This window comes from Apibacter sp. B2966 (assembly GCF_011082485.1).
Lineage (GTDB): Bacteria > Bacteroidota > Bacteroidia > Flavobacteriales > Weeksellaceae > Apibacter.
The window spans coordinates 166,872-185,554 of sequence record NZ_CP049714.1 but is presented as its reverse complement, the minus strand read 5'-3'; the positions used below and the strand labels follow the sequence as shown (position 1 = coordinate 185,554).

Genomic DNA, 18,683 nt, shown 5'->3' with positions numbered 1-18,683 from the left:
AAAATTTTATCCCTGAATTTTAAAATAATAATCTTATTTTTGCAGGCAATACAAAGACAACAACACAACGCTAAAAAGTTTTATTATGTTTGAAAAGATTCTTATTGCAGAGAATTTCTCTAACGATAATTTTGCTGTTAAAAAGATAGTTGAAGAACTAAATATTCCTCATATTGACCAAGCAAATTATTGTGATGATGCCATTTCTAAAATTCGAAAGTCTTTTTCTAATAATTTACCTTATGGACTATTAATTACAGACTTAACATTTGACCCTAATCAAGAACATGCCATTACATCAGGGGAAGAACTTATTAAAGTAGCTAAAGAGGAATTTCCCGATCTTAAAATTATTGTTTTTTCCATTGAAGACAGACAGCCTATTATTAATTCTTTTTTTGAAAAATATAATATAGATGCTTTTATAACGAAAAGTGCAGAAAGTGCAAAAGAATTAAAGAAGGCCATAGAAGACGTTTATGAAAATAAAATATACCTGTACTCCAACAAATCTCAAAAAGGCGGATTATTTGAGTTCACAAACAACGACCTGGAATTAGTGCGCCTATTATCGGTTGGTATGAATGTGCCTGAAATTTCAGTCAAATTCAAAACAGAAAAGGTATATCCCAACAGTGAAAGTTATTTAAATAAAAGATTGGTATCGATTCGACAACATGCCGGAGCTGCAACTACTTTACATTTACTTACTTTATTTTCGGATTGGAACTTAATATAAATCGTACGGTAAAATTTATTAAAAAATATTTTACAACCTAATTGATTTATTTTCAATTACATATAAAAGTTTAATGCATATATTCATGAAATCCATCAATTAAACAGTAAATATCCGATCCCTATATCCTTTCGGTATATAAATGATGGTAGAAACAGTTAGCACCTCATAAATATGCCTTTATTTTATTAAGGATATATCATTGATATTATCTAAATATCAATCAAATTGCTATTTTATCGCTTCTTTTTCAACATAATTCATAATAAATTTGCATTTATGAAGCGAAAAGATAATTTATCTTTATGGTTTGCAGGAGACATCAAAGCCGGATTTCCTTCGGCAGCAGATGATTTTCATTTAGAACGAATTAATTTGAACGACGAATTAATAAGAGATCCCGAAACCACTTTCTTGGCACGAGTAAATGGGGATTCTATGAAAGATATGAGGATTTATAACGGAGATCTTATTATCGTGGATAAAGCATTGGAACCTAAAAACGGCAATATTGCCGTATGTTATATAGACGGGGAATTTACATTAAAAAGACTAAAGGTAGTAAAGGAAAAAGGAATAGTAAAAGAAATTATTCTCCTGCCTGAAAACAAGGAATACGAACCGATCCGGGTTACTCCTGATCAAGATTTTATTATTTGGGGAATACTTACCCATACCATTATAAAATTTTCATAGCATGTATGCTTTATTAGATTGTAATAACTTTTATGCTTCTTGCGAAAGAGTGAGTAATCCCTCTTTAACAGGTAAACCTGTTTGTGTGCTTTCAAATAACGACGGCTGCGTAATTGCCCGCTCCAATGAGGCAAAGGCCCTCGGCATCCCTATGGGAGCTCCTGCATTTAAATATGAAAAAGTATTTGAAGAAAATCAAATATTCCTCTATTCCGCCAATTTTCCCCTGTATGGTGATTTAAGTAACCGTGTAATGAATATCATCGGGCGTTATTGCAAAGAAGTTGAAATATATTCTATCGATGAAGCATTTATGAACTTTAACGGCTATATGCAATTGAATTTGCGGGAACATTGTTTAGATTTAAGAAAATATATACTTAAGGGTGTAGGCATTCCTACCAGCATAGGAATTGCTCCTACTAAAACACTTGCCAAAGTAGCTAACAGGATAGCCAAAAAATATCCTGAGCAAACCCATAATGTATATGTTATTGATTCTCCCGAAAAAATTGAAAAAGCACTCAAGTGGTTGCATATTGGAGACATATGGGGAATTGGAAGAAGATTAAACAAACGATTTCAGGCAAAAGGTATTCGCAAGGCTTATGAATTGGTTAATCTTCCGGAAACATTTATACGTCAAGAAATGGGAATAGTAGGAATCCGCATGATCAATGAATTAAAGGGAATTCCTCAGCTTGATATAGATTTGCCGGCTCGTAAAAAGTCCATTGCCACTACCCGCACCTTCGATTACATGACCGACAAACTAGAAGATTTAAAAGAAAGAGTAGCTACCTTTGCCGTGAAATGTTCAGAAAAATTACGCGCACAACAAAGTTGTTGTAATTATGTGACTGTATTCCTGCATACAAATTTTTATAGGGGCGATTTAATTCAACATCACCCCGCTGTTACTTTAACGCTGTCTAATCCCCACAATTCAGCTATTGAGTTAAGTAAATGCGCTCAAAAGGCATTGGAAACCATATATAAAAAGGGGTACCAATACAAAAAAGCAGGAGTTATTGTTTCTGGTCTAATCCCTGAATCGGAAAGACAAATTTCTTTGTTTGATGAGGATTATTACCTGAAACACCAACCTATTATGAAGATTATGGATAAGTTGAACCATAAATACCATGAAGATAAACTGAAATTGGGTTGTCAAGATATTAAAAGGACTTGGAAGATGAAGCAGACCCGACTTTCTAAACGTTTCTCTACCGATATGAGGGAACTTATACAAGTTAAGGTATAAGGAAGATCCGGCTAAATATCATCCGATGATAATTTTATAAAAAAACAGAGTGAATATGCGTGAGGATTTAAAAAAGATGGTTACCGATTTACCCACCGTTCCGGGAGTATATTATATTTATACCCATGAAGAACGATTGATTTATATCGGAAAAAGCAATAATATCAAAAAAAGATTAAGCCAACATTTTACCTGTACCGACCGTAAATCGGTAAAAATACAAAACTTTGCTTCCAAAGTCAGGTATGAACCTACAGGAAGCGAATTAATTGCCCTGCTTATGGAATCTGAGGAAATAAAACACCACAAACCTATTTATAATAGAGCGCAAAGGCACAGCATTTTTTATTATGGCTTATATCCCGAAATAACTCAAGAAGGGTATATATCTTTACAATTGAAAAAGATAGATAACCGATCACAGGAAATTAATTCTTATTTGAGCTTAAAGCAAGGAAAAGAAGATTTATTCCGCATTACGGAAACTTATAAACTTTGCCAAAAAATAAACGGATTGTATAAATCCAAGGCTCAATGTTTCCAATATACGCTACACGAGTGTTTAGGCGCCTGCGTTAATGAAGAACCCGTAGATGATTATAACAAGCGTGTGCATCAATATTTAGAAAAAAATTCTTTTCCACAAGAAACCGTATTATTAAAACTTCCGGGAAGAACAAAGGATGAAAAGGGATTAGTTTTAATTGAAAACGGAATTTATAAAGGATTCGGATTCTGCCCGAAAAGATCTCGAAAAGATCCGTTAACGTTTATTATGCCTAAATCGGATAACAAAGATGCAAGAAGAATTTTAAGAAGCTATTTGAAAAAACAATAAAACAGGTTTACTACAAACCTAATAATTTTGTTTTCAATCAATTATTATTTTTATACCGGTAATGTACTGTATTTTTTACCCCCATTAAATACAGACAATTGTTTACGTTTAATAGAACGTTTTTAGCGTTATATTATTTTGCCTAATAATCCTAATAATCATTTATTTTAAAAAAATTTTCAAGATATCTTTTATAAATTTTTACATGAAAAATTAATAATAAAATAAAAATCATACTAGATAAAAAAGTAAACCATAAAGGCGAAAAAACTATCAACCAAGACCATTCTATAATATTTAAAACTTTTAAAATAATAAAAGTAATTGTTAAAAATCCCGGCAAAGAAGAAAGAAAAATTAATAGTTTCATTTATCTAGAAGTTAGTTTTAATTTTTCAATTATATTGTGAAAAATTTATTTAGTGCACACAAAGATACAAATTTCTAAAAAAATATACGAATTTTAATAAAAATACATGTATTTTATACAAGAAAGATAAAATAAAATAAAATATAGTATAATTCTAAGAATTCTTGATTAGTCGAATTTGATCGTATTCCATATATAAAACACACTGAGCCATTTTGTTAACTTCGTCTTGATCGTGAGAAACTACTAAGGTAGTAGAACCAAAAACAGCATGTGTCTTTAAAATTTCGTTTTGAAGTTTTATCCTCATTGTCGAATCTACAGAAGACAAAGGTTCATCCAGAAGTAATAGATCCGCTTTTTTAGCCAAAGTTCTAGCAAGAGCAGTTCTTTGTTTTTGTCCTCCTGAAAGTTTATCAGGTTTCTGATTTCGTAAAGCATCTAATCCATAAGACTTAATTAGAGTATCCACCCATGCTTTATCTTTTACTTTATTTTGTGCAAAAGATATATTTTCTTCCACCGTCATATTGGGAAATAAAGCATAATCTTGAAACATGAAACCTATGTTTCTTTTTTGCGGACTTAAATTTATGTTATTTAAAGAATCGTAGAAAATGCGATCTCCTACTTGAATTATTCCCCTATCGGGTTTTGTTAAACCGGCAATCATTCTAAGAAGTGTAGTTTTTCCTATTCCCGAAGGCCCGGAAATACATATTAATTGGTTTTCGGGAAGTTCAGTTTGGACAGATAGAATACGACTTCCTTCCGAGGTTAAAATTCTATATTCAATATCAATATATATCATTAAGAAAATTATATAGTTTTAATTTTAAAACCTTTATTAATGCTATAAATGAGAGTAAGCAATATAAATGAAATTAAAAATAAAATAAATGAATATTGATTTGCGGTTTTATAATCTAATGCTTGTACCTGATCGTATATGGCAATAGAAGCTATACGAGTTTCTCCGGGGATATTTCCTCCAACCATTAACACAATTCCAAATTCTCCTATGCAATGCGCAAAAGTTAATGCTACACCGGTGATAAGAGAAGGCTTTATATTAGGTAATAAAACTTTGAAAAATGTAGTTGTTTTGGATTTTCCTAAAGTATAGGCAGCTTCTCTGTAACTTACAGGAAGAGACGAAAATCCATTTTGAAGTGATTGTATCATAAAGGGCAAACCTGCTATAATACTTGCTATAATTATGCCTTCAAAAGTAAAAGCTAATCTGGTATTAAAATGTTTCTCTAAAAAAGCGCCCGGCATGTTTTGGGGACTAAAGGCCACCAATAAATAATAACCCAGTACCGTGGGAGGAAGAACTAAAGGCATACAGATCAAAGCTTCTACCAGGGGTTTTATTTTGAAATGCGTATATGCCAACAGGTAGGCAACCGGCAACCCTATAAACAATAAGAAAACGGTTGATAGAGTTGCCAACTTACCTGTAAGCCAAAGAGTGTTTATAAAATCTTCGCTCAATTAATTAATCTTTTTTTGCTAAACCGTATCCGTATTTTTTCCAAATATTGTCACATTTGGAACTGATGATATAATCCAAGAAACGAGAAGCTTCACCGTTTTTTTCCCACCCGTTTATAAGTACGGCAGCTTGTGCTATCGGTGGACATATATCTTCCGGTAATACATAATAGTGCCCCTTATTTTTCATTTCGGGTGCTAAGGCCAGCGATAAAGCAATAAACCCTATTTCTGCATTTCCTGAAAATGCATATTGAGCCGTCTGATTAATGTTTTCACCCCATACAATACGTTTACTTATTTTATCGTATAAATCCTCCTTTTTAAGTGCATTAACAGAATTTAAACCATAGGGAGCATTGTCCGGGTTAGCAATGGCTATTTTTTTAACTTCCGGTAACAAAACGGCTGACAATCCTTGCGATAAATTCAATGTAGAACTCCACATGGCTACTCTTCCGTAACAATAGTTAACTGCCGATGCAGAAGTTAACCCTCGATCTTCTAATTTGCCGGGAAATTTAGTATCTGCAGACATAAAAAGATCAAAAGGGGCTCCATTAATAATTTGTTGGGTTAGAGTTCCTGAAGATCCATAAGTAATTTGGAGATCTGCGCCCGGATAATCTTTAAGATATTGTTCTTTAATTTCTTCCAGTACATATCTTAAATTAGCAGCAGCGGCAATAGTAGCTTTACGTTCTTTTGTACAAGATATTAAGCCGAATAAAAATAGTAATATCGGCAAAAAAACTAGCTTACGTTTCATGATTATATAAAATTTTTAGTGTTGTGCTCCTTCAATTATTTTGAAAATATGCAGTATCGAAGGAAAAACTGCATCCATAGATTCTTCTGCTCCTTTGGTAGAACCCGGCATAGTAATTACTAAGGTATTTCCGATTAATCCGGCTATGCTTCTGGATAACATGGCTAAAGGCGTTCTATTTTGCCCATAGCTTCTTATCGCTTCAGCCACTCCCGGAATTTCTCTTTCCAGTAAAGGTTGAACCGCTTCAGGCGTAACATCCCTCTTAGATAATCCGGTACCGCCGGTTACCAAAATTAAATTTACTCCTTTACGGTGAAATTCTCTAATTTTGGTTTGTATATCCTCTTTTTCGTCCGGAATAATTTCATAATCGGAAACATCTACTCCTATGGTTTGAAGTTTTTCCATAATTACTTTACCTGCACGGTCTTTTTTATCACCCTTAGAAATGCTGTCAGAACAAACCAATATGGATGCAGTTAATGGTAAATCAAATGAATTGCTTTTATCTGATTTTCCTCCTCTTTTTTCCAGTAATTTAATTTGTTGGATTTCGACATTCTTATCAATGGGTTTAAGCATATCATACATCGTTAGAGCCACTACCGATGCCGCATGCATAGCTTCCACTTCAACTCCTGTCTTATAAATGGTATGTATTTCAGCATAAATATAAATCTCTAATTCTTTCATTTCATAGGTTATGGAAGTATATTCTATGGGCAGCGGATGACAATCCGGGATCATGTCACTTGTTTTCTTTGCCGCAAATAAACCGGCAACTTTTGCCATTTCAAAAATATTTCCTTTGGGAACTTTGTTATCCTTAATAGTTTGAATAGTTTGTTGAGATCCCACCTTAACCACCGCTTGAGCTATGGCTTTTCGTAAAGAATTACTTTTATGCGTTATATTTACCACTTTTTTATTTTTTTAAATTATTTTTCTGCTTTGGTTGAAAAGAATACCGGTTTGAAAGTAATCATGATATAAGCCCATTGTGGAAACTTGGTATCAACCCCCAATTGATCTTTTAGTATTCTTGTTCCCTTATTTTTCATATAAGTACTCCAACCTGCTTGTAAAGATAATGTTTGAGAAACTGTATAATCTGCCAATAAATCTATTTCAGATCCTATGCCTTTGTTATTTCGGTTATCCATTTTTTCAGCAGTTGAGAAAGTATGGAATCCTCCGTCGAAACTTAATTTTGAATTAGCTTTTACAGATACTCCACCGTATAAATCAAGTAACCCTTGCTTAGGTAAGGTTGCCCAATACTCCATAGATCCATTAAAAGAATGGTTAGCTCCATAAAGTTTATTAAAGGTGTGATCTTTAGATTTTGATAACGTGGATTTGGAACCTGAATAATAATCAACCCCTACGTTAGCTGAAATGAAATCGGAGAATCTGTACTTAGTTTTCAATGCTAATAAAGAAGCATCTAATTTACTGTCAGATCTGTCATATCCAAACTGGTAATATCCGGTTGCATAGAATGAAAAAGGAATGCTGCGATCATCTAATCCAAAGTTAGCTCCTACTGTATTTCTAAAGATAGAAGTTTTTACTTCTTCAGGAACTTCTCCTTTTTGGAATCCTTCATTAACCCATATGGCAGAAGCTGTAAATTTTCCAATTGGTTTATATAACCAAGTATAGAATAATGATTTATAACTTTTGTCATACACAGATTCATAAAGGACATCAGCTGCATTGTTCCAACCTCCTCCGACATGTGCTTTAAATTTAGAGGTTTCGTATTTTAATTTTAAAAGGTCATGTGCATTAGGGGTATTGCTCCAATTACCGGACGAAAAAAGACGCTTGTCGTCATATTCTAATATTTGACGTCCTAAAACTCCTGAAAATTCAGGGGTAAAGAAATATTCTGCCCAAGCTTCGTATACTCCTAAATTATTTCCGGTTTTATTTATTCCATTTGATCCATACGTTTCCGTATCTTGTAAAGTAATTTTAACTTTATAATCTTTTTCAGAATAAGTAGCACCCAATCGTACCCTTAAGTTATTCACATAAGCAGCATCTAAAGAATCTGCCAAAGGCTTACGAAAACCACTTCTTAATTCTCCTCTGGTTCTCAGTTCTCCGTCAATTTTAATTTTCTGTGCAGTTAAGAGACTTAAACTCCCTAAACTAAAAAACAACAAATACCAAATTTTTTTGTGTTTCATAAATTTAATTTTAGTTAATAATTAATTTTCTCTATTTAAACAACCGTTTTTCCCAATTTTCAATGGTTCCATTTTCTAAACGATTGCTAAATATTTTTTTCCAACTTAGTGCTAATGATTTTATCTTTAATAATTTGTTTAAAATTTCCTTATCTAAACAATTTTCTTTTTTATATAAAATAGTTAATAAAAAGGTTAAACTATACTCGGGGTATGGCCGATCTATTAGCTCAATAGTATCTCCTTGTTTCAAACTTCCTTCTTCCAATACACGATAATACCATCCTGTTTTTAAACTTTCTTGTACTCTAAGCGACATATCACTGCATTGAAAATGATAGTTTAATTTCCAACACGGTTGTCTGGCTTGACTGACTTCTAACACGCAGCTGCCGATTTTATAAATATCTCCGATCATAACCGTCTCTTCCGTCATTCCTAATGAGGAAATATTTTCACCGAATGCTCCTGATTTCTCTAATAAAGGAAGTTCAGGCAAAGACGTTTTCCAATATTCATAATTTTCAAAGGCATATTGATGTACCGCTTTTTCTTCTCCTCCATGGTTGATCTTATCACTCTGTTCATCATTAATTAATCCCAATTTGGATACCTTTTGCGAATCGGTAACTTTTTTTTTGTTAATGGCGCTTTGATATTCTGTGTTAGCCAAGCGTTGTATTTTACCTGCATGTAAAGAGCTAATTAAAGGTTTTTTCATGGTTTTATTGTTTGTTTTCTTTCCATTGGTAGCTGTTATCGCTAAATATTTCTTTGCCCCAAATGGGAAGTTCTTTTTTTATTCTCTCAACTAATTCGTCACAAGCCAGCATAGCAGGTTTTCTATGTTTAGATGATGTAAAAACAAAAAGACAAATTCCGCCTTTTTTTACCAAACCGAGGCTATGATATACATGCATGCACAACAAATCATATTTAGAAAATATTTCTTCCCGTAGTTGTGAAAGTTTGTCAACGGCCATTTCTTGATAGGCGGTAAATTCTATTCCTTCAACTTCCTTTCCTTCAACTATATCTGCTCTAACTTGTCCTAAAAAAATACTATGTCCTCCAATATCTTTTTTATGAGTATGGCTTTGAATACTTTCAGAAATAAATTCAGCGGGTATAGCTCCCTCTAAAAATGGATATATTTTTTTCATATAATTTTCTATTTAAAAAATCGTGTCAATTCCGTTTCGAATATGCCATACAGCTTTATTGGGAAACAATTCTTTGGCTATCTCGACAGCTCGGCTGCTGCGTATTCCCGTTTTACAAACAAATACAATTGTGTCAAATTTTTCAAGAATAGGTATATTTTCTTCAATCACAGACAACGGAATTTGTATATAGTCGAAACCGGAAATTTTGGGTAGTTCATTTTCATTTCTTACATCAACCAGTATCGATTTTTCATTGGAAAGTACTTCTTCCAACCGGGAAAGATTTTCAATTTCATTTTCGGATGAAAAAATTCCACAACTACATTCATAATCGATTGCTTTAAATTCATCTTCATTTTTTGGAGTTGAATTTTTTTCCGACTCGGCAAAATTAATAATTCGAGTACTATAATACAAGATGTTAAATATCATTAATTTATGTACTAAAGGTTCTCCGATACCTGTAATTAATTTTATAACTTCTTGGGCTTGTATAGTGCCAATTATACCCGTCAGAGTGCCCAAAACTCCTGTCTCATTGCAGGTTGGAACTTCTGAAGGTTTGGGTGGATCAGGAAACAAATCTCTGTAATTGGTTTTCATTTTATCTTTTTTCACATTGAATACAGAAACTTGACCTTCATATTGGTAAATGGCTCCATATACTAAGGGAATATTTTTTAAGGTACAAATATCATTAAGAAGGTACCGTACCTGAAAATTATCTGTACAATCTACAACGATTTCATAGGAATCTATAAGTTTATAAACGTTTTTTGAAGTAACCTTTTCCGTGAAAGAGATAATTTTAATAGTTGAGTTCATTTCTTCAAGCCTTTCTTTTGCTGCTTCCGATTTAAACTTTCCTATATCGCCTTCTTTGAATAAAATTTGTCTATGCAAATTGGTTAATTCAACAGTATCATAATCAACAATTCCCAATTGTCCAACTCCGGCTGAAGCTAAACATTGAAGCACGGGGCAACCCAATCCTCCTGCTCCCACCACCAATACACGAGACTTACAAAGTTTATTCTGGGCTTCCAGACCAAATCCGGACAAAATTATTTGTCTGTTATATCTTTTAAAATCCATCGATTGATTAAATTAAATTTTTATCCTCCGGAATATGGCGGAAGTAAAGCTATTTCTGCACCTTCCGGTATCGGGTCTGTTTCTTTTGCATTTTGGTTATTAACAATAATCAAATAATTTAAAGATTTTAATTCAGGAAAATAAGTTTCCAATATTTCTTTAAGTTCTGAAACTGTATTAACTTTATCATTAAGTTGATATTTTTCATTCTGAAAAATATCGGTTAATTTCCCGAAAATTTTAATATTCATATTGTTTTAAAATTTTTTTCGATTTTCTTAAATTCTTCTTGGGTATTTATATTTGAAAAGATATCTTTTTTAATTATCTCAGTTAGATCAATTATTTTAGATTCGGATTCTATAATAAATTCCGTCAATTTTAATTGGTTATCGGCTAGTTTATCTTCTATAAATTGTAGTGCATCATAGGTATATATTCCAAACAATGGTTGAATTCTTCCGCTATAACTTGCTATGGTGGCTAAATTAGTACTGAGGTTGTTAACTAGATAATTAATTGCTTCGGGGGTAATAAAAGGCATATCACAACTTACAACAAATACATCTTTTTTTGAGTGATCTAATGATGCATGAATTCCTCCCAATGGTCCTTTATTTTTAATCTTATCTGCAACCAATTCTAAACCGAATTGTTTATATTCTTCTTTATCCGTATTAATTTTAACCGATGGAAAACATTGGGATAAAACTTCAATGCTGTATTGTATTATAGGAATTCCGTTTAGTTTTTTCAAACCTTTATCTTCTCCCATGCGAGTACTTTTTCCTCCTGCAAGGATATAAGCTTCCATTGTTATAAAGTTTTGGTTTTAAACAAATTAAACCGTCCGTTTATTTTTTTATATTCTTCCACAATTTTTTTCCCTTCTTTAGTCAAGAAAGCACCTCCCCCATTTTTACCTCCCAGATTTTTAAAAACCAGCGGTGTATTGGAATATTCGTTCATTTCTCTTACCATTCCCCATGCTTTTCTATAAGGTATACCGATTTCTCTGGCCGCAGCGGCTATAGATCCGGTTTCCTCAATACTGTTCAATAGTTCGGCCCGTCCCCTGCCTATTTTTAAGCCGTGGGTGGTTTCTAACCAAATAAATCCTTCTATTTTTAAATTCTCCATACTCTAACTTTTTCCCCTTGACGAATCATTCTTTCCTCTCCCGATATTTCTACTATACAATTCGCGCTACTGAATGAATTCATTTTATAAGATTCTTGAGAGGATGTTATGCTTACCTCTCCATTTTCTAAATACCCTTTTAAAAAATTAGTGAGTTTATTTTTTTTGTTAAAGTCGTTTAGCAACTGGGCATCTTCATAGGAATTGAAAATATGATTTTCCCCTTTCAATCCTTTTATGAAAGGACGAACATATTGATAAAAACACGTTAAAACGGATGCGGGATTACCGGGTAAGGCAAATACATAATGTTGTTCTTTTTTACCAAAATACAAAGGTTTACCCGGTTTTTGCTGAATTTTATAAAAAAGTTGGTGTATCTCTGCTCTTTCTAAGCTTTCTTTTACATAGTCATAATCTCCTACAGAAATACCTCCTGTAAGCAATAATACATCAACTTCAGCTGTTCTTGTTTGAATTTCACGAAATGTTTTTTCTTTATTATCAGAAACTTTTACTATAAATTCAACTGAAATATCCATTTCTTTTAAAGCAGATTGCAGCGTAATTGAGTTACTCTCATATATTTGTCCTTTTTTTAAAGGTGTTCCTGCCGTAACTAATTCATTCCCTGTAACAATAATCCCAATTTTAGGTGAAGAAAAAACGTGTACCTTTTCAATTCCAAAACCTGCTAACATACCTATAACACCCGGTGTAATCAATGTGTTTTCTGCTGCCACTAATTCACCCTTTTTTGTTTGAGAACCTAGGGGGCGTATATTATCTCCTTTTTGAAATTCTCCTTTTTGAACTATTAATTTATTATTTTCAACGGTTGCTTTTTCTTGCATGACTACTATATCTGCGCCGATCGGAATCATTGCTCCGGTAAATATTCGAGCTGCTTCTCCTCTCTTTAGAGTTGGCAATTCAGTTTGTCCCGCTTGTATGATGTATTTAACCGTTATTTCATTTTTATCCACCCAATCTTGATAGCAAAAAGCGTATCCGTCCATCGCTGAATTGGTAAAATTCGGTACGTCTATGGGTGCATATATCGGTTTAGCTATATACGAATGCAAAGAATCGCTTAAATTCTTCTCACGAATGGGACACTGAGTAGGTATTTCATTGGAAATAAGGGTTCTCGCTTCAGATACTGTTATAAATTCATTCATGTTTCAATAGGTTTTTTTTAGCATATCGAAAAGAAAAGTTAACCGCCAATTTTAATCATACTCCTGTTTTTAAGATATTCGGGGTTTAATTTTACAAAATTTTCAAATTGACCTCCCATCTTTTTATGTTTGTTTTTTAGAAAAGATTGTATGAGCGGTTCAATATCTTCACCTTTTCGTAAGGTTCCTAAAATATCAAATTCATCTTTTCCAAAGAGACAATTTTTCATCTTTCCGTCAGCAGTAATTCTCATTCTATTACATCCTTGACAAAAAGGTTGACTCATGGTTGTTATAAAGGCAAAAGTTCCTTCATAACCTTTAACTTTGAATTTTTTGGTTGTATCGTGGTTGTGATCCTGAATTTTCTCATAAATAAAATGAGAATCTATTTCATCCAACATTTCGTCCATAGTAATAACCTTATTTTTTTCCCATTGATTTCCATTAAAGGGCATAAATTCTATAAAACGAACTTGTATTGGAAATTTTTTGGTTAATGAGATGAAGTCTTTTATTTCGTCATCATTAACATTTTTCATAAGTACCGTGTTGAGCTTAACCTGAAAACCTCGGTTTACGAAAAGTAGAATGTTATCCCAAACTTGAGAGAATGCATTACGCTTTGTAAGGAATTTAAATTTTTCTTCTTGTAAACTGTCAATGCTGATATTTACTGTATGCAATCCTATCTCTTTTAATAAATCCGCATACTTATGTAAAAGCACCCCGTTGGTAGTTAAATTCAATTCTACCGGTAAATTAGACAATCTTTTAACTATTTCTTCAAAATCACGTCTTACCAAAGGTTCTCCTCCGGTAAGACGTATTTTATTTATTTGATATTTAGTAAACGTTTTAGCTATGCTGAAAATTTCATCCGGACTCATTAATTTTCCGTAAGGCAAACACTGCATTTTTTCATTGGGCATGCAATAAATGCAACGAAAATTACAACTGTCTGTAAGAGAAATTCTCAAATAATTATGAATTCGATTATAACTATCAACTAGTTTATTCATATTTATTATTCGGATCTTTTTTTAGATTTTTAGGTGGTTCCGGTAAATATCTTAGTAAAAAGACAGCCGAGAAGAAAAGAAAAACCGAACCTCCAAATGTTGCCCATGCAAACGCCTGGTTATCATCTAACGCATTGTTCAATGCTCCATACATCATCCATACCTGCAAGGTTAAAATTAATATTAATATAACAATAATTGCAGACATTAATGTATTAATTTTATTTGAATTTGCTGAATTTTGAACTTCTTTGAAATTATTCATATTCTTAGGCTTTATCTTTATCTGTTACGTATACTTTTCCATCTCTTATTACAACAGACAGTTGAGGTAAGGGTCTTGGCGGCGGACCTTGCAGTACTTCTCCTGTTTCAGGATTAAAAAACCCTTTATGACAAGGACAAACGATTTTATTTTGATCGTGATCATATAATACCGCACAAGATAAATGAGTGCATTTTTGTTCAAAACATCTCCATTTATCTTCACCTAAATGTATAAGTATATAGGGTACTTTATGGTTTTCATTAATTACAAAGGCTTTCATCTTTCCAATAGGAACTTCTGATGAATTACAAACAAAATATTCTTCATCCAGCCTTTTTTTAGGAAATAATAAAGATTTAGCAGCTATTGCACCGTTTCCTATAGCTAATCCACCGGATAGTAGGCATAAAAACTTTGCAAATTCTCTTCTTGAAACATGCGTTGCTTCATCCTGCTTTATAGGAAAATCTGTTTTCCAAATGGGTTTCTCTTTATCTTTTTTTGACATTTTCTTCAATATTATTAGTGAACTTTTAACTCAGTACTTCCTTTTGGCATCATAATATTTACTTTGGTAACTACTTCTTGTTTACCAAAAATAAACTTATTCACCGGTGTACTGTTCGGACGTTTTGCTTCTATTTCTTCTAAAGTTCCATAGAATAGTGCTCCACTTGGACAAACCGTTGCGCACATAGGTTTTAGCCCTGCACTGGTACGGTCGTAACACATATTACATTTCATCATTAGTTCTGCTTCTTCCATTTTTTTAGGTACTCCGAATGGACAAGCCATTACGCAGTTAGAACATCCGATACAACGAGAAGTATTTGCTGAATGTACCACACCGAAAGTATCTTTAGTTATGGCATCAGCCGGACAAACATTAGCACAAACGGGATCATCGCAATGCATACAAACCTGTACAGTGGTTTGTATGGTATGTTTACGATCAACATAATGGATATTGATCATACTGTCCTGTCCGTTAGTTTCACATTCAGCACACGCCATTTCACATGCATGACATCCAATGCACCTTTGCATGTCCACGAAAAAGCCTACATTTTTATTATATTCTGTACTTACCATATTTTCTAATTTATCCAATTGAACTTTGGAATGCTTTGGATTCTTCTTCTTTTGATAATTTTTTACCTGTATTAATTAATTTACATGCACATACTTTAAATTCGGGCATTTTGGAAACAGCATCTAAAGTTGATATTGTTAATTGATTCACCGAATGTTTTCCTCCCCAGTGATACGGTATAAATACGGTATCTTCTCTGATGGTTTCTACTACATTGGCAGGAACTATCATTTCTCCTCTTCGAGTTACTACTCGAATTAAATCACTATCTTGTATACCGTATTTTTGTGCCAGATTAGGATGTATTTCTAATAAAGGTTCAGGATATTGGTCCACCAATTTTCCGATCCTTCTGGTTTGCGTACCGCTTAGATATTGAGAAACAACCCGTCCTGTAGTTAAAATAATCGGATATTCTTCATCGGTCATTTCTGAAGATAAGCGATAAGGGGCCGGATTGAAATGTGCTTTTCCATCAGGTGTTTTAAATTTATAATCTTCCCAAAGCCTAGGAGTACCCGGATGTCCTATTTCGGGACAAGGCCAAAAAACTCCCATTTCTTTTTCAATTCGATCGTAAGTTATTCCATAATAATCAGCTCTACTGTTTCTGGAAGCTATTCTCAATTCATTGAAAATTTCTTCGCTGTTTTTATACGGGAAATAAGATTCTACTCCTAACCTTCTGGCTAATTCCAAAATAATACTGGTATCGGTTCTGGCATCTCCCGGAGGAGTTACACATTGACGCACACGAACTACCCTTCCTTCTGCTGTGGTAACCGTACCTTCTTCTTCTTCCTGCAGGGATCCTGCCAAAACTAAATCGGCATAACGTGCGGTTTCACTTAAAAAGAAGTCTATGGCTACATAGAATTCTAATTTTTCTAAGGCAGAACGTACGTAATTATTATTAGGTAAAGAAACTAAAGGATTAAAGCAAATGGATATAAGTCCTTTGATTTCTCCTCTATGGATTGCCTCAATAATTTCCCAAGCACTGTATCCTTTGTGCGGTAAATCTTTTTCATCGATACCCCATATTTCGGAAACTACTTTTCTGTCTTCAGGATTTTCTATATCTCTGTTTCCGGGAAGTTGATCACATTTGTGTCCGTGCTCTCTACCTCCTTGTCCGTTTCCTTGACCTGTTATGGTACCATAACCACAATAAGGTTTTCCAAGTCTTCCGGTTGCCAACACTAAATTAATGCATCCAACTACATTATCTACCCCTTTGGAATGTTGCTCGATTCCTCTGGCATGTAATAAGAAGCTGGTTTTGGCTTTACCCCATATTTCGGCTGCTTTGCGTATTTTATCTGCTGAAACACCGGTTACCTCTTCAGCCCATTCTACCGTATGATCTTGAATTGACTGTAAGGTTTCTTCTAAACCTGAGGTGTGTTTTTCTATAAATTCATGGTCTACCCAATCATTGTCAAATAAGATTTTAAGTATAGCTCCGTATAAAGCAGAGTCTGTACCCGGACGTAAATCTAAATGTAAGTCTGCAGTTCTGGCAAACGGAGTTACTCTTGGATCGACTACCACTAACTTTGCACCGTTATCTCTGGCTTCCCAAAGTCGATAAGTTAAAGTAGGAAACGTTTCACTCACATTTGCTCCGGCTACCATGATAACTTCCGCATGTTTTAAATCTGCCCAACTGTTGGAAGATCGGTCCATTCCGAATGCTTTTTTATTACCTGCACCGGCACTAACCATACAAAGTCTTCCGTTGTAGTCCAAATTAGCTGTTTTTAAAGCTACACGAGCAAATTTACCGATCATGTAACTCTTTTCATTGGTTAGTGAAACTCCTGAAAGCATAGCAAAGGCATTGTTTCCATATTGTCCTTGAATTCTATGAATTTCTGAAATTATCTTGTCAAATGAATCATCCCAAGAAATAGGCTTAAAACCTTCGTTTTCAACCCTTTTCATCGGATGAAGTAATCGATCCGGATGATTATCTTGTAGATAACGCTGAACTCCTTTTGGACAAAGTCTTCCTTCATTAAAAGGAAACTCTTTCCAAGGTTCGAATCCGATTACTTTATTATCTTTTACTTTTAGCTGAATACCACATTGCATTCCGCAAAAACAACAATGTGTTTTTACAAGTTTATCCGGATCTGAAATTCCTTTGAAACCTTCTTTTGGTGTATAATTTTTATGAGGTCCAAATTGCTCTATAATTTTATCTCCATCTACAGGTAATTTAGCCATATAATTAATTTTATTTTATCATTATAATTACTATAGTTTCTATTTTTTATCCGAAGAAACTACCGGATTCTTTTCTAGCTTTGAGGTGAGCGATTGCAAGGGCAGATCGTTTTCCTTCCGGGCTATAGTCTAAATGACTGCTACCATCTTCTAAGGTAAAGTCAAATCCCAATTCTTTGGTAACAGTTTTAAGGTCATTAACGTGCATTTTGGTAGCAAATTCCTCTTTGGTGTGAGGACACACCGCCATACCTTGTCTTATACCTTCTGTTTTATATATATTGGCACCTAGTTGCGCCGGACGTTGGAATATGTGGAAAAATTTTCCAAACGGCATCCATACTAAAAATAATATCACAGTAACCGCGTGAGAAACTGACATGAATTGATTGGTTTTTCCGTCCAAATAGGTATAATCGAAAACAATTCCTATTCCTGTTAATGATATGGCTATCAACAAAAGTAGCGGTAACCAATCTCCGTCAAATGTTTGCGTAGCTATTAAGCCTCCGTTGGTAAGCCTTCTTTTCATCATCATAATTGAACCGATGATAACTAGAATTGAACACCAAACCAAGGCATGAAATACTAAAAAAGCAAAGAAAGATCCTAATTGAAAATCCATTACTTTAAAACCAAACATATGAGCTTCATAGGTGGACATTGAACCTGATTCTAAGGTAAAATGTATCCAACCGAAAGTTAGCGGAAAAGTTATACAAAATGCGATTAAACAACCGGTGGCTAACATAAAATGTCCTATCCATCGGGTTCGACCTCTCGGGTATATAAATTTTTGAAAAAGTATATTTTGACAAAATAATTTAAGCCCTCTTATTGCATAAGCGATAAAATGCTTACTGAAAAAAAACTGCCAAGAACGTCTCCAATACATTTTAGTTGGCGGACGTTGCAACCAAATGGAATACCGATAGGTTACTCCAAATACACAAAAGACAGCTCCAAATAAATAGGCTATTAATGCGGCGTCAAAATTTTGAAGATTGCGCGAACCTATAAAAACTAAGGCAATAATTAAGAGTGTAGCAATAGTTGCTTTTAACAATGCCGGTTTATTAAGTGTACTAAATGATTTAAACATAATTTTTATG

22 protein-coding genes are annotated in these 18,683 nt (G+C 33.6%); 4 read left to right on the top strand and 18 right to left on the bottom strand.

Going from position 1 to position 18,683, the window contains the following annotated elements; all coding sequences use genetic code 11:
* Positions 1–85: 85 nt before the first annotated feature.
* From G8C43_RS00790 to G8C43_RS00775, 4 genes are all read left to right on the top strand, one after another.
* On the top strand, positions 86–739 hold the full coding sequence (locus tag G8C43_RS00790; RefSeq protein WP_160556480.1) for a response regulator: 654 nt from the start codon (positions 86–88) through the stop codon (positions 737–739).
* Between the two features lie 279 nt (positions 740–1,018).
* Entirely contained in the window at positions 1,019–1,435 is a 417-nt protein-coding gene (locus G8C43_RS00785) for a LexA family protein (RefSeq protein WP_105297408.1), read from the top strand.
* A 1-nt stretch (position 1,436) separates the two neighbouring features.
* Positions 1,437–2,699: a Y-family DNA polymerase gene (locus G8C43_RS00780; protein ID WP_160565435.1), complete on the top strand. Its 1,263-nt coding sequence runs from the start codon at positions 1,437–1,439 to the stop codon at positions 2,697–2,699.
* 55 nt (positions 2,700–2,754) lie between these two features.
* Positions 2,755–3,537, top strand: coding sequence for a GIY-YIG nuclease family protein (locus G8C43_RS00775; RefSeq protein WP_160567447.1), 783 nt, complete (start codon positions 2,755–2,757; stop codon positions 3,535–3,537).
* 524 nt (positions 3,538–4,061) lie between these two features.
* Here the strand turns inward: G8C43_RS00775 and G8C43_RS00770 are convergent.
* Genes G8C43_RS00770 through G8C43_RS00685 form a run of 18 tightly spaced genes read right to left on the bottom strand, consistent with a single transcriptional unit; the run spans position 4,062 to position 18,673 of the window.
* Positions 4,062–4,718 (bottom strand): ATP-binding cassette domain-containing protein, encoded by a 657-nt coding sequence (locus G8C43_RS00770; protein ID WP_160565439.1) that lies wholly within the window; start codon positions 4,716–4,718, stop codon positions 4,062–4,064.
* Between the two features lie 8 nt (positions 4,719–4,726).
* The gene (modB, locus tag G8C43_RS00765) at positions 4,727–5,404 is read right to left on the bottom strand and encodes a molybdate ABC transporter permease subunit (RefSeq protein WP_166003392.1); all 678 of its coding nucleotides are present in this window, start codon (positions 5,402–5,404) and stop codon (positions 4,727–4,729) included.
* Positions 5,405–5,408: 4 nt separating this feature from the next.
* Complete coding sequence (gene modA / locus G8C43_RS00760; protein ID WP_105297402.1) at positions 5,409–6,173, bottom strand: molybdate ABC transporter substrate-binding protein; 765 nt, start codon at positions 6,171–6,173, stop codon at positions 5,409–5,411.
* Between the two features lie 15 nt (positions 6,174–6,188).
* Entirely contained in the window at positions 6,189–7,097 is a 909-nt protein-coding gene (moaCB, locus tag G8C43_RS00755; protein WP_166003391.1) for a bifunctional molybdenum cofactor biosynthesis protein MoaC/MoaB, read from the bottom strand.
* A 17-nt stretch (positions 7,098–7,114) separates the two neighbouring features.
* The gene (locus G8C43_RS00750) at positions 7,115–8,374 is read right to left on the bottom strand and encodes an alginate export family protein (protein WP_160542284.1); all 1,260 of its coding nucleotides are present in this window, start codon (positions 8,372–8,374) and stop codon (positions 7,115–7,117) included.
* 31 nt (positions 8,375–8,405) lie between these two features.
* Positions 8,406–9,095 (bottom strand): MOSC domain-containing protein, encoded by a 690-nt coding sequence (locus tag G8C43_RS00745; RefSeq protein WP_166003389.1) that lies wholly within the window; start codon positions 9,093–9,095, stop codon positions 8,406–8,408.
* Between the two features lie 4 nt (positions 9,096–9,099).
* Positions 9,100–9,537 carry a molybdenum cofactor biosynthesis protein MoaE gene (locus G8C43_RS00740; protein WP_166003386.1) on the bottom strand — a complete coding sequence of 146 codons (438 nt, stop codon included), beginning with the start codon at positions 9,535–9,537 and terminating at the stop codon, positions 9,100–9,102.
* 12 nt (positions 9,538–9,549) lie between these two features.
* Entirely contained in the window at positions 9,550–10,635 is a 1,086-nt protein-coding gene (gene moeB / locus G8C43_RS00735) for a HesA/MoeB/ThiF family protein (RefSeq protein ID WP_166003384.1), read from the bottom strand.
* A gap of 20 nt (positions 10,636–10,655) precedes the next feature.
* Positions 10,656–10,886: a MoaD/ThiS family protein gene (locus tag G8C43_RS00730; protein WP_160556462.1), complete on the bottom strand. Its 231-nt coding sequence runs from the start codon at positions 10,884–10,886 to the stop codon at positions 10,656–10,658.
* Positions 10,883–11,449: a molybdenum cofactor guanylyltransferase gene (locus tag G8C43_RS00725; protein WP_166003382.1), complete on the bottom strand. Its 567-nt coding sequence runs from the start codon at positions 11,447–11,449 to the stop codon at positions 10,883–10,885. The genes G8C43_RS00730 and G8C43_RS00725 overlap by 4 nt, the downstream gene beginning before the upstream one ends.
* A 2-nt stretch (positions 11,450–11,451) precedes the next feature.
* On the bottom strand, positions 11,452–11,775 hold the full coding sequence (locus G8C43_RS00720; protein ID WP_166003380.1) for a winged helix-turn-helix domain-containing protein: 324 nt from the start codon (positions 11,773–11,775) through the stop codon (positions 11,452–11,454).
* Complete coding sequence (locus tag G8C43_RS00715) at positions 11,763–12,956, bottom strand: molybdopterin molybdotransferase MoeA (protein WP_166003378.1); 1,194 nt, start codon at positions 12,954–12,956, stop codon at positions 11,763–11,765. Before G8C43_RS00715 ends, G8C43_RS00720 begins: the two co-directional genes overlap by 13 nt.
* Before the next feature lie 38 nt (positions 12,957–12,994).
* Positions 12,995–13,978 carry a GTP 3',8-cyclase MoaA gene (moaA, locus tag G8C43_RS00710; RefSeq protein ID WP_166003376.1) on the bottom strand — a complete coding sequence of 328 codons (984 nt, stop codon included), beginning with the start codon at positions 13,976–13,978 and terminating at the stop codon, positions 12,995–12,997.
* Positions 13,971–14,243, bottom strand: a complete 273-nt coding sequence (locus G8C43_RS00705; RefSeq protein ID WP_105297392.1) for a DUF6755 family protein — start codon at positions 14,241–14,243, stop codon at positions 13,971–13,973. The genes moaA and G8C43_RS00705 overlap by 8 nt, the downstream gene beginning before the upstream one ends.
* 4 nt (positions 14,244–14,247) lie before the next feature.
* On the bottom strand, positions 14,248–14,754 hold the full coding sequence (locus G8C43_RS00700; RefSeq protein WP_166003374.1) for a Rieske (2Fe-2S) protein: 507 nt from the start codon (positions 14,752–14,754) through the stop codon (positions 14,248–14,250).
* 14 nt (positions 14,755–14,768) lie between these two features.
* Positions 14,769–15,338, bottom strand: a complete 570-nt coding sequence (locus G8C43_RS00695) for a 4Fe-4S dicluster domain-containing protein (protein ID WP_105297390.1) — start codon at positions 15,336–15,338, stop codon at positions 14,769–14,771.
* A gap of 10 nt (positions 15,339–15,348) precedes the next feature.
* Positions 15,349–17,571 (bottom strand): molybdopterin oxidoreductase family protein, encoded by a 2,223-nt coding sequence (locus tag G8C43_RS00690; protein ID WP_166003371.1) that lies wholly within the window; start codon positions 17,569–17,571, stop codon positions 15,349–15,351.
* A 46-nt stretch (positions 17,572–17,617) separates the two neighbouring features.
* The gene (locus G8C43_RS00685) at positions 17,618–18,673 is read right to left on the bottom strand and encodes a respiratory nitrate reductase subunit gamma (protein WP_160542293.1); all 1,056 of its coding nucleotides are present in this window, start codon (positions 18,671–18,673) and stop codon (positions 17,618–17,620) included.
* Positions 18,674–18,683: the final 10 nt, after the last annotated feature.

What these genes read in the sequence shown, in the direction of transcription:
- G8C43_RS00720 (WP_166003380.1), bottom strand. Translation starts at nt 11,775, where the DNA reads ATGGAGAATTTAAAAATAGAAGGATTTATTTGGTTAGAAACCACCCAC.
- moaA (WP_166003376.1), bottom strand. Translation starts at nt 13,978, where the DNA reads ATGAATAAACTAGTTGATAGTTATAATCGAATTCATAATTATTTGAGA.
- G8C43_RS00700 (WP_166003374.1), bottom strand. Translation starts at nt 14,754, where the DNA reads ATGTCAAAAAAAGATAAAGAGAAACCCATTTGGAAAACAGATTTTCCT.
- G8C43_RS00705 (WP_105297392.1), bottom strand. Translation starts at nt 14,243, where the DNA reads ATGAATAATTTCAAAGAAGTTCAAAATTCAGCAAATTCAAATAAAATT.
- G8C43_RS00685 (WP_160542293.1), bottom strand. Translation starts at nt 18,673, where the DNA reads ATGTTTAAATCATTTAGTACACTTAATAAACCGGCATTGTTAAAAGCA.
- G8C43_RS00690 (WP_166003371.1), bottom strand. Translation starts at nt 17,571, where the DNA reads ATGGCTAAATTACCTGTAGATGGAGATAAAATTATAGAGCAATTTGGA.
- G8C43_RS00725 (WP_166003382.1), bottom strand. Translation starts at nt 11,449, where the DNA reads ATGGAAGCTTATATCCTTGCAGGAGGAAAAAGTACTCGCATGGGAGAA.
- modA (WP_105297402.1), bottom strand. Translation starts at nt 6,173, where the DNA reads ATGAAACGTAAGCTAGTTTTTTTGCCGATATTACTATTTTTATTCGGC.
- moeB (WP_166003384.1), bottom strand. Translation starts at nt 10,635, where the DNA reads ATGGATTTTAAAAGATATAACAGACAAATAATTTTGTCCGGATTTGGT.
- G8C43_RS00730 (WP_160556462.1), bottom strand. Translation starts at nt 10,886, where the DNA reads ATGAATATTAAAATTTTCGGGAAATTAACCGATATTTTTCAGAATGAA.
- G8C43_RS00770 (WP_160565439.1), bottom strand. Translation starts at nt 4,718, where the DNA reads ATGATATATATTGATATTGAATATAGAATTTTAACCTCGGAAGGAAGT.
- G8C43_RS00780 (WP_160565435.1), top strand. Translation starts at nt 1,437, where the DNA reads ATGTATGCTTTATTAGATTGTAATAACTTTTATGCTTCTTGCGAAAGA.
- G8C43_RS00775 (WP_160567447.1), top strand. Translation starts at nt 2,755, where the DNA reads ATGCGTGAGGATTTAAAAAAGATGGTTACCGATTTACCCACCGTTCCG.
- G8C43_RS00790 (WP_160556480.1), top strand. Translation starts at nt 86, where the DNA reads ATGTTTGAAAAGATTCTTATTGCAGAGAATTTCTCTAACGATAATTTT.
- G8C43_RS00740 (WP_166003386.1), bottom strand. Translation starts at nt 9,537, where the DNA reads ATGAAAAAAATATATCCATTTTTAGAGGGAGCTATACCCGCTGAATTT.
- G8C43_RS00695 (WP_105297390.1), bottom strand. Translation starts at nt 15,338, where the DNA reads ATGGTAAGTACAGAATATAATAAAAATGTAGGCTTTTTCGTGGACATG.
- G8C43_RS00745 (WP_166003389.1), bottom strand. Translation starts at nt 9,095, where the DNA reads ATGAAAAAACCTTTAATTAGCTCTTTACATGCAGGTAAAATACAACGC.
- G8C43_RS00750 (WP_160542284.1), bottom strand. Translation starts at nt 8,374, where the DNA reads ATGAAACACAAAAAAATTTGGTATTTGTTGTTTTTTAGTTTAGGGAGT.
- G8C43_RS00715 (WP_166003378.1), bottom strand. Translation starts at nt 12,956, where the DNA reads ATGAATGAATTTATAACAGTATCTGAAGCGAGAACCCTTATTTCCAAT.
- G8C43_RS00785 (WP_105297408.1), top strand. Translation starts at nt 1,019, where the DNA reads ATGAAGCGAAAAGATAATTTATCTTTATGGTTTGCAGGAGACATCAAA.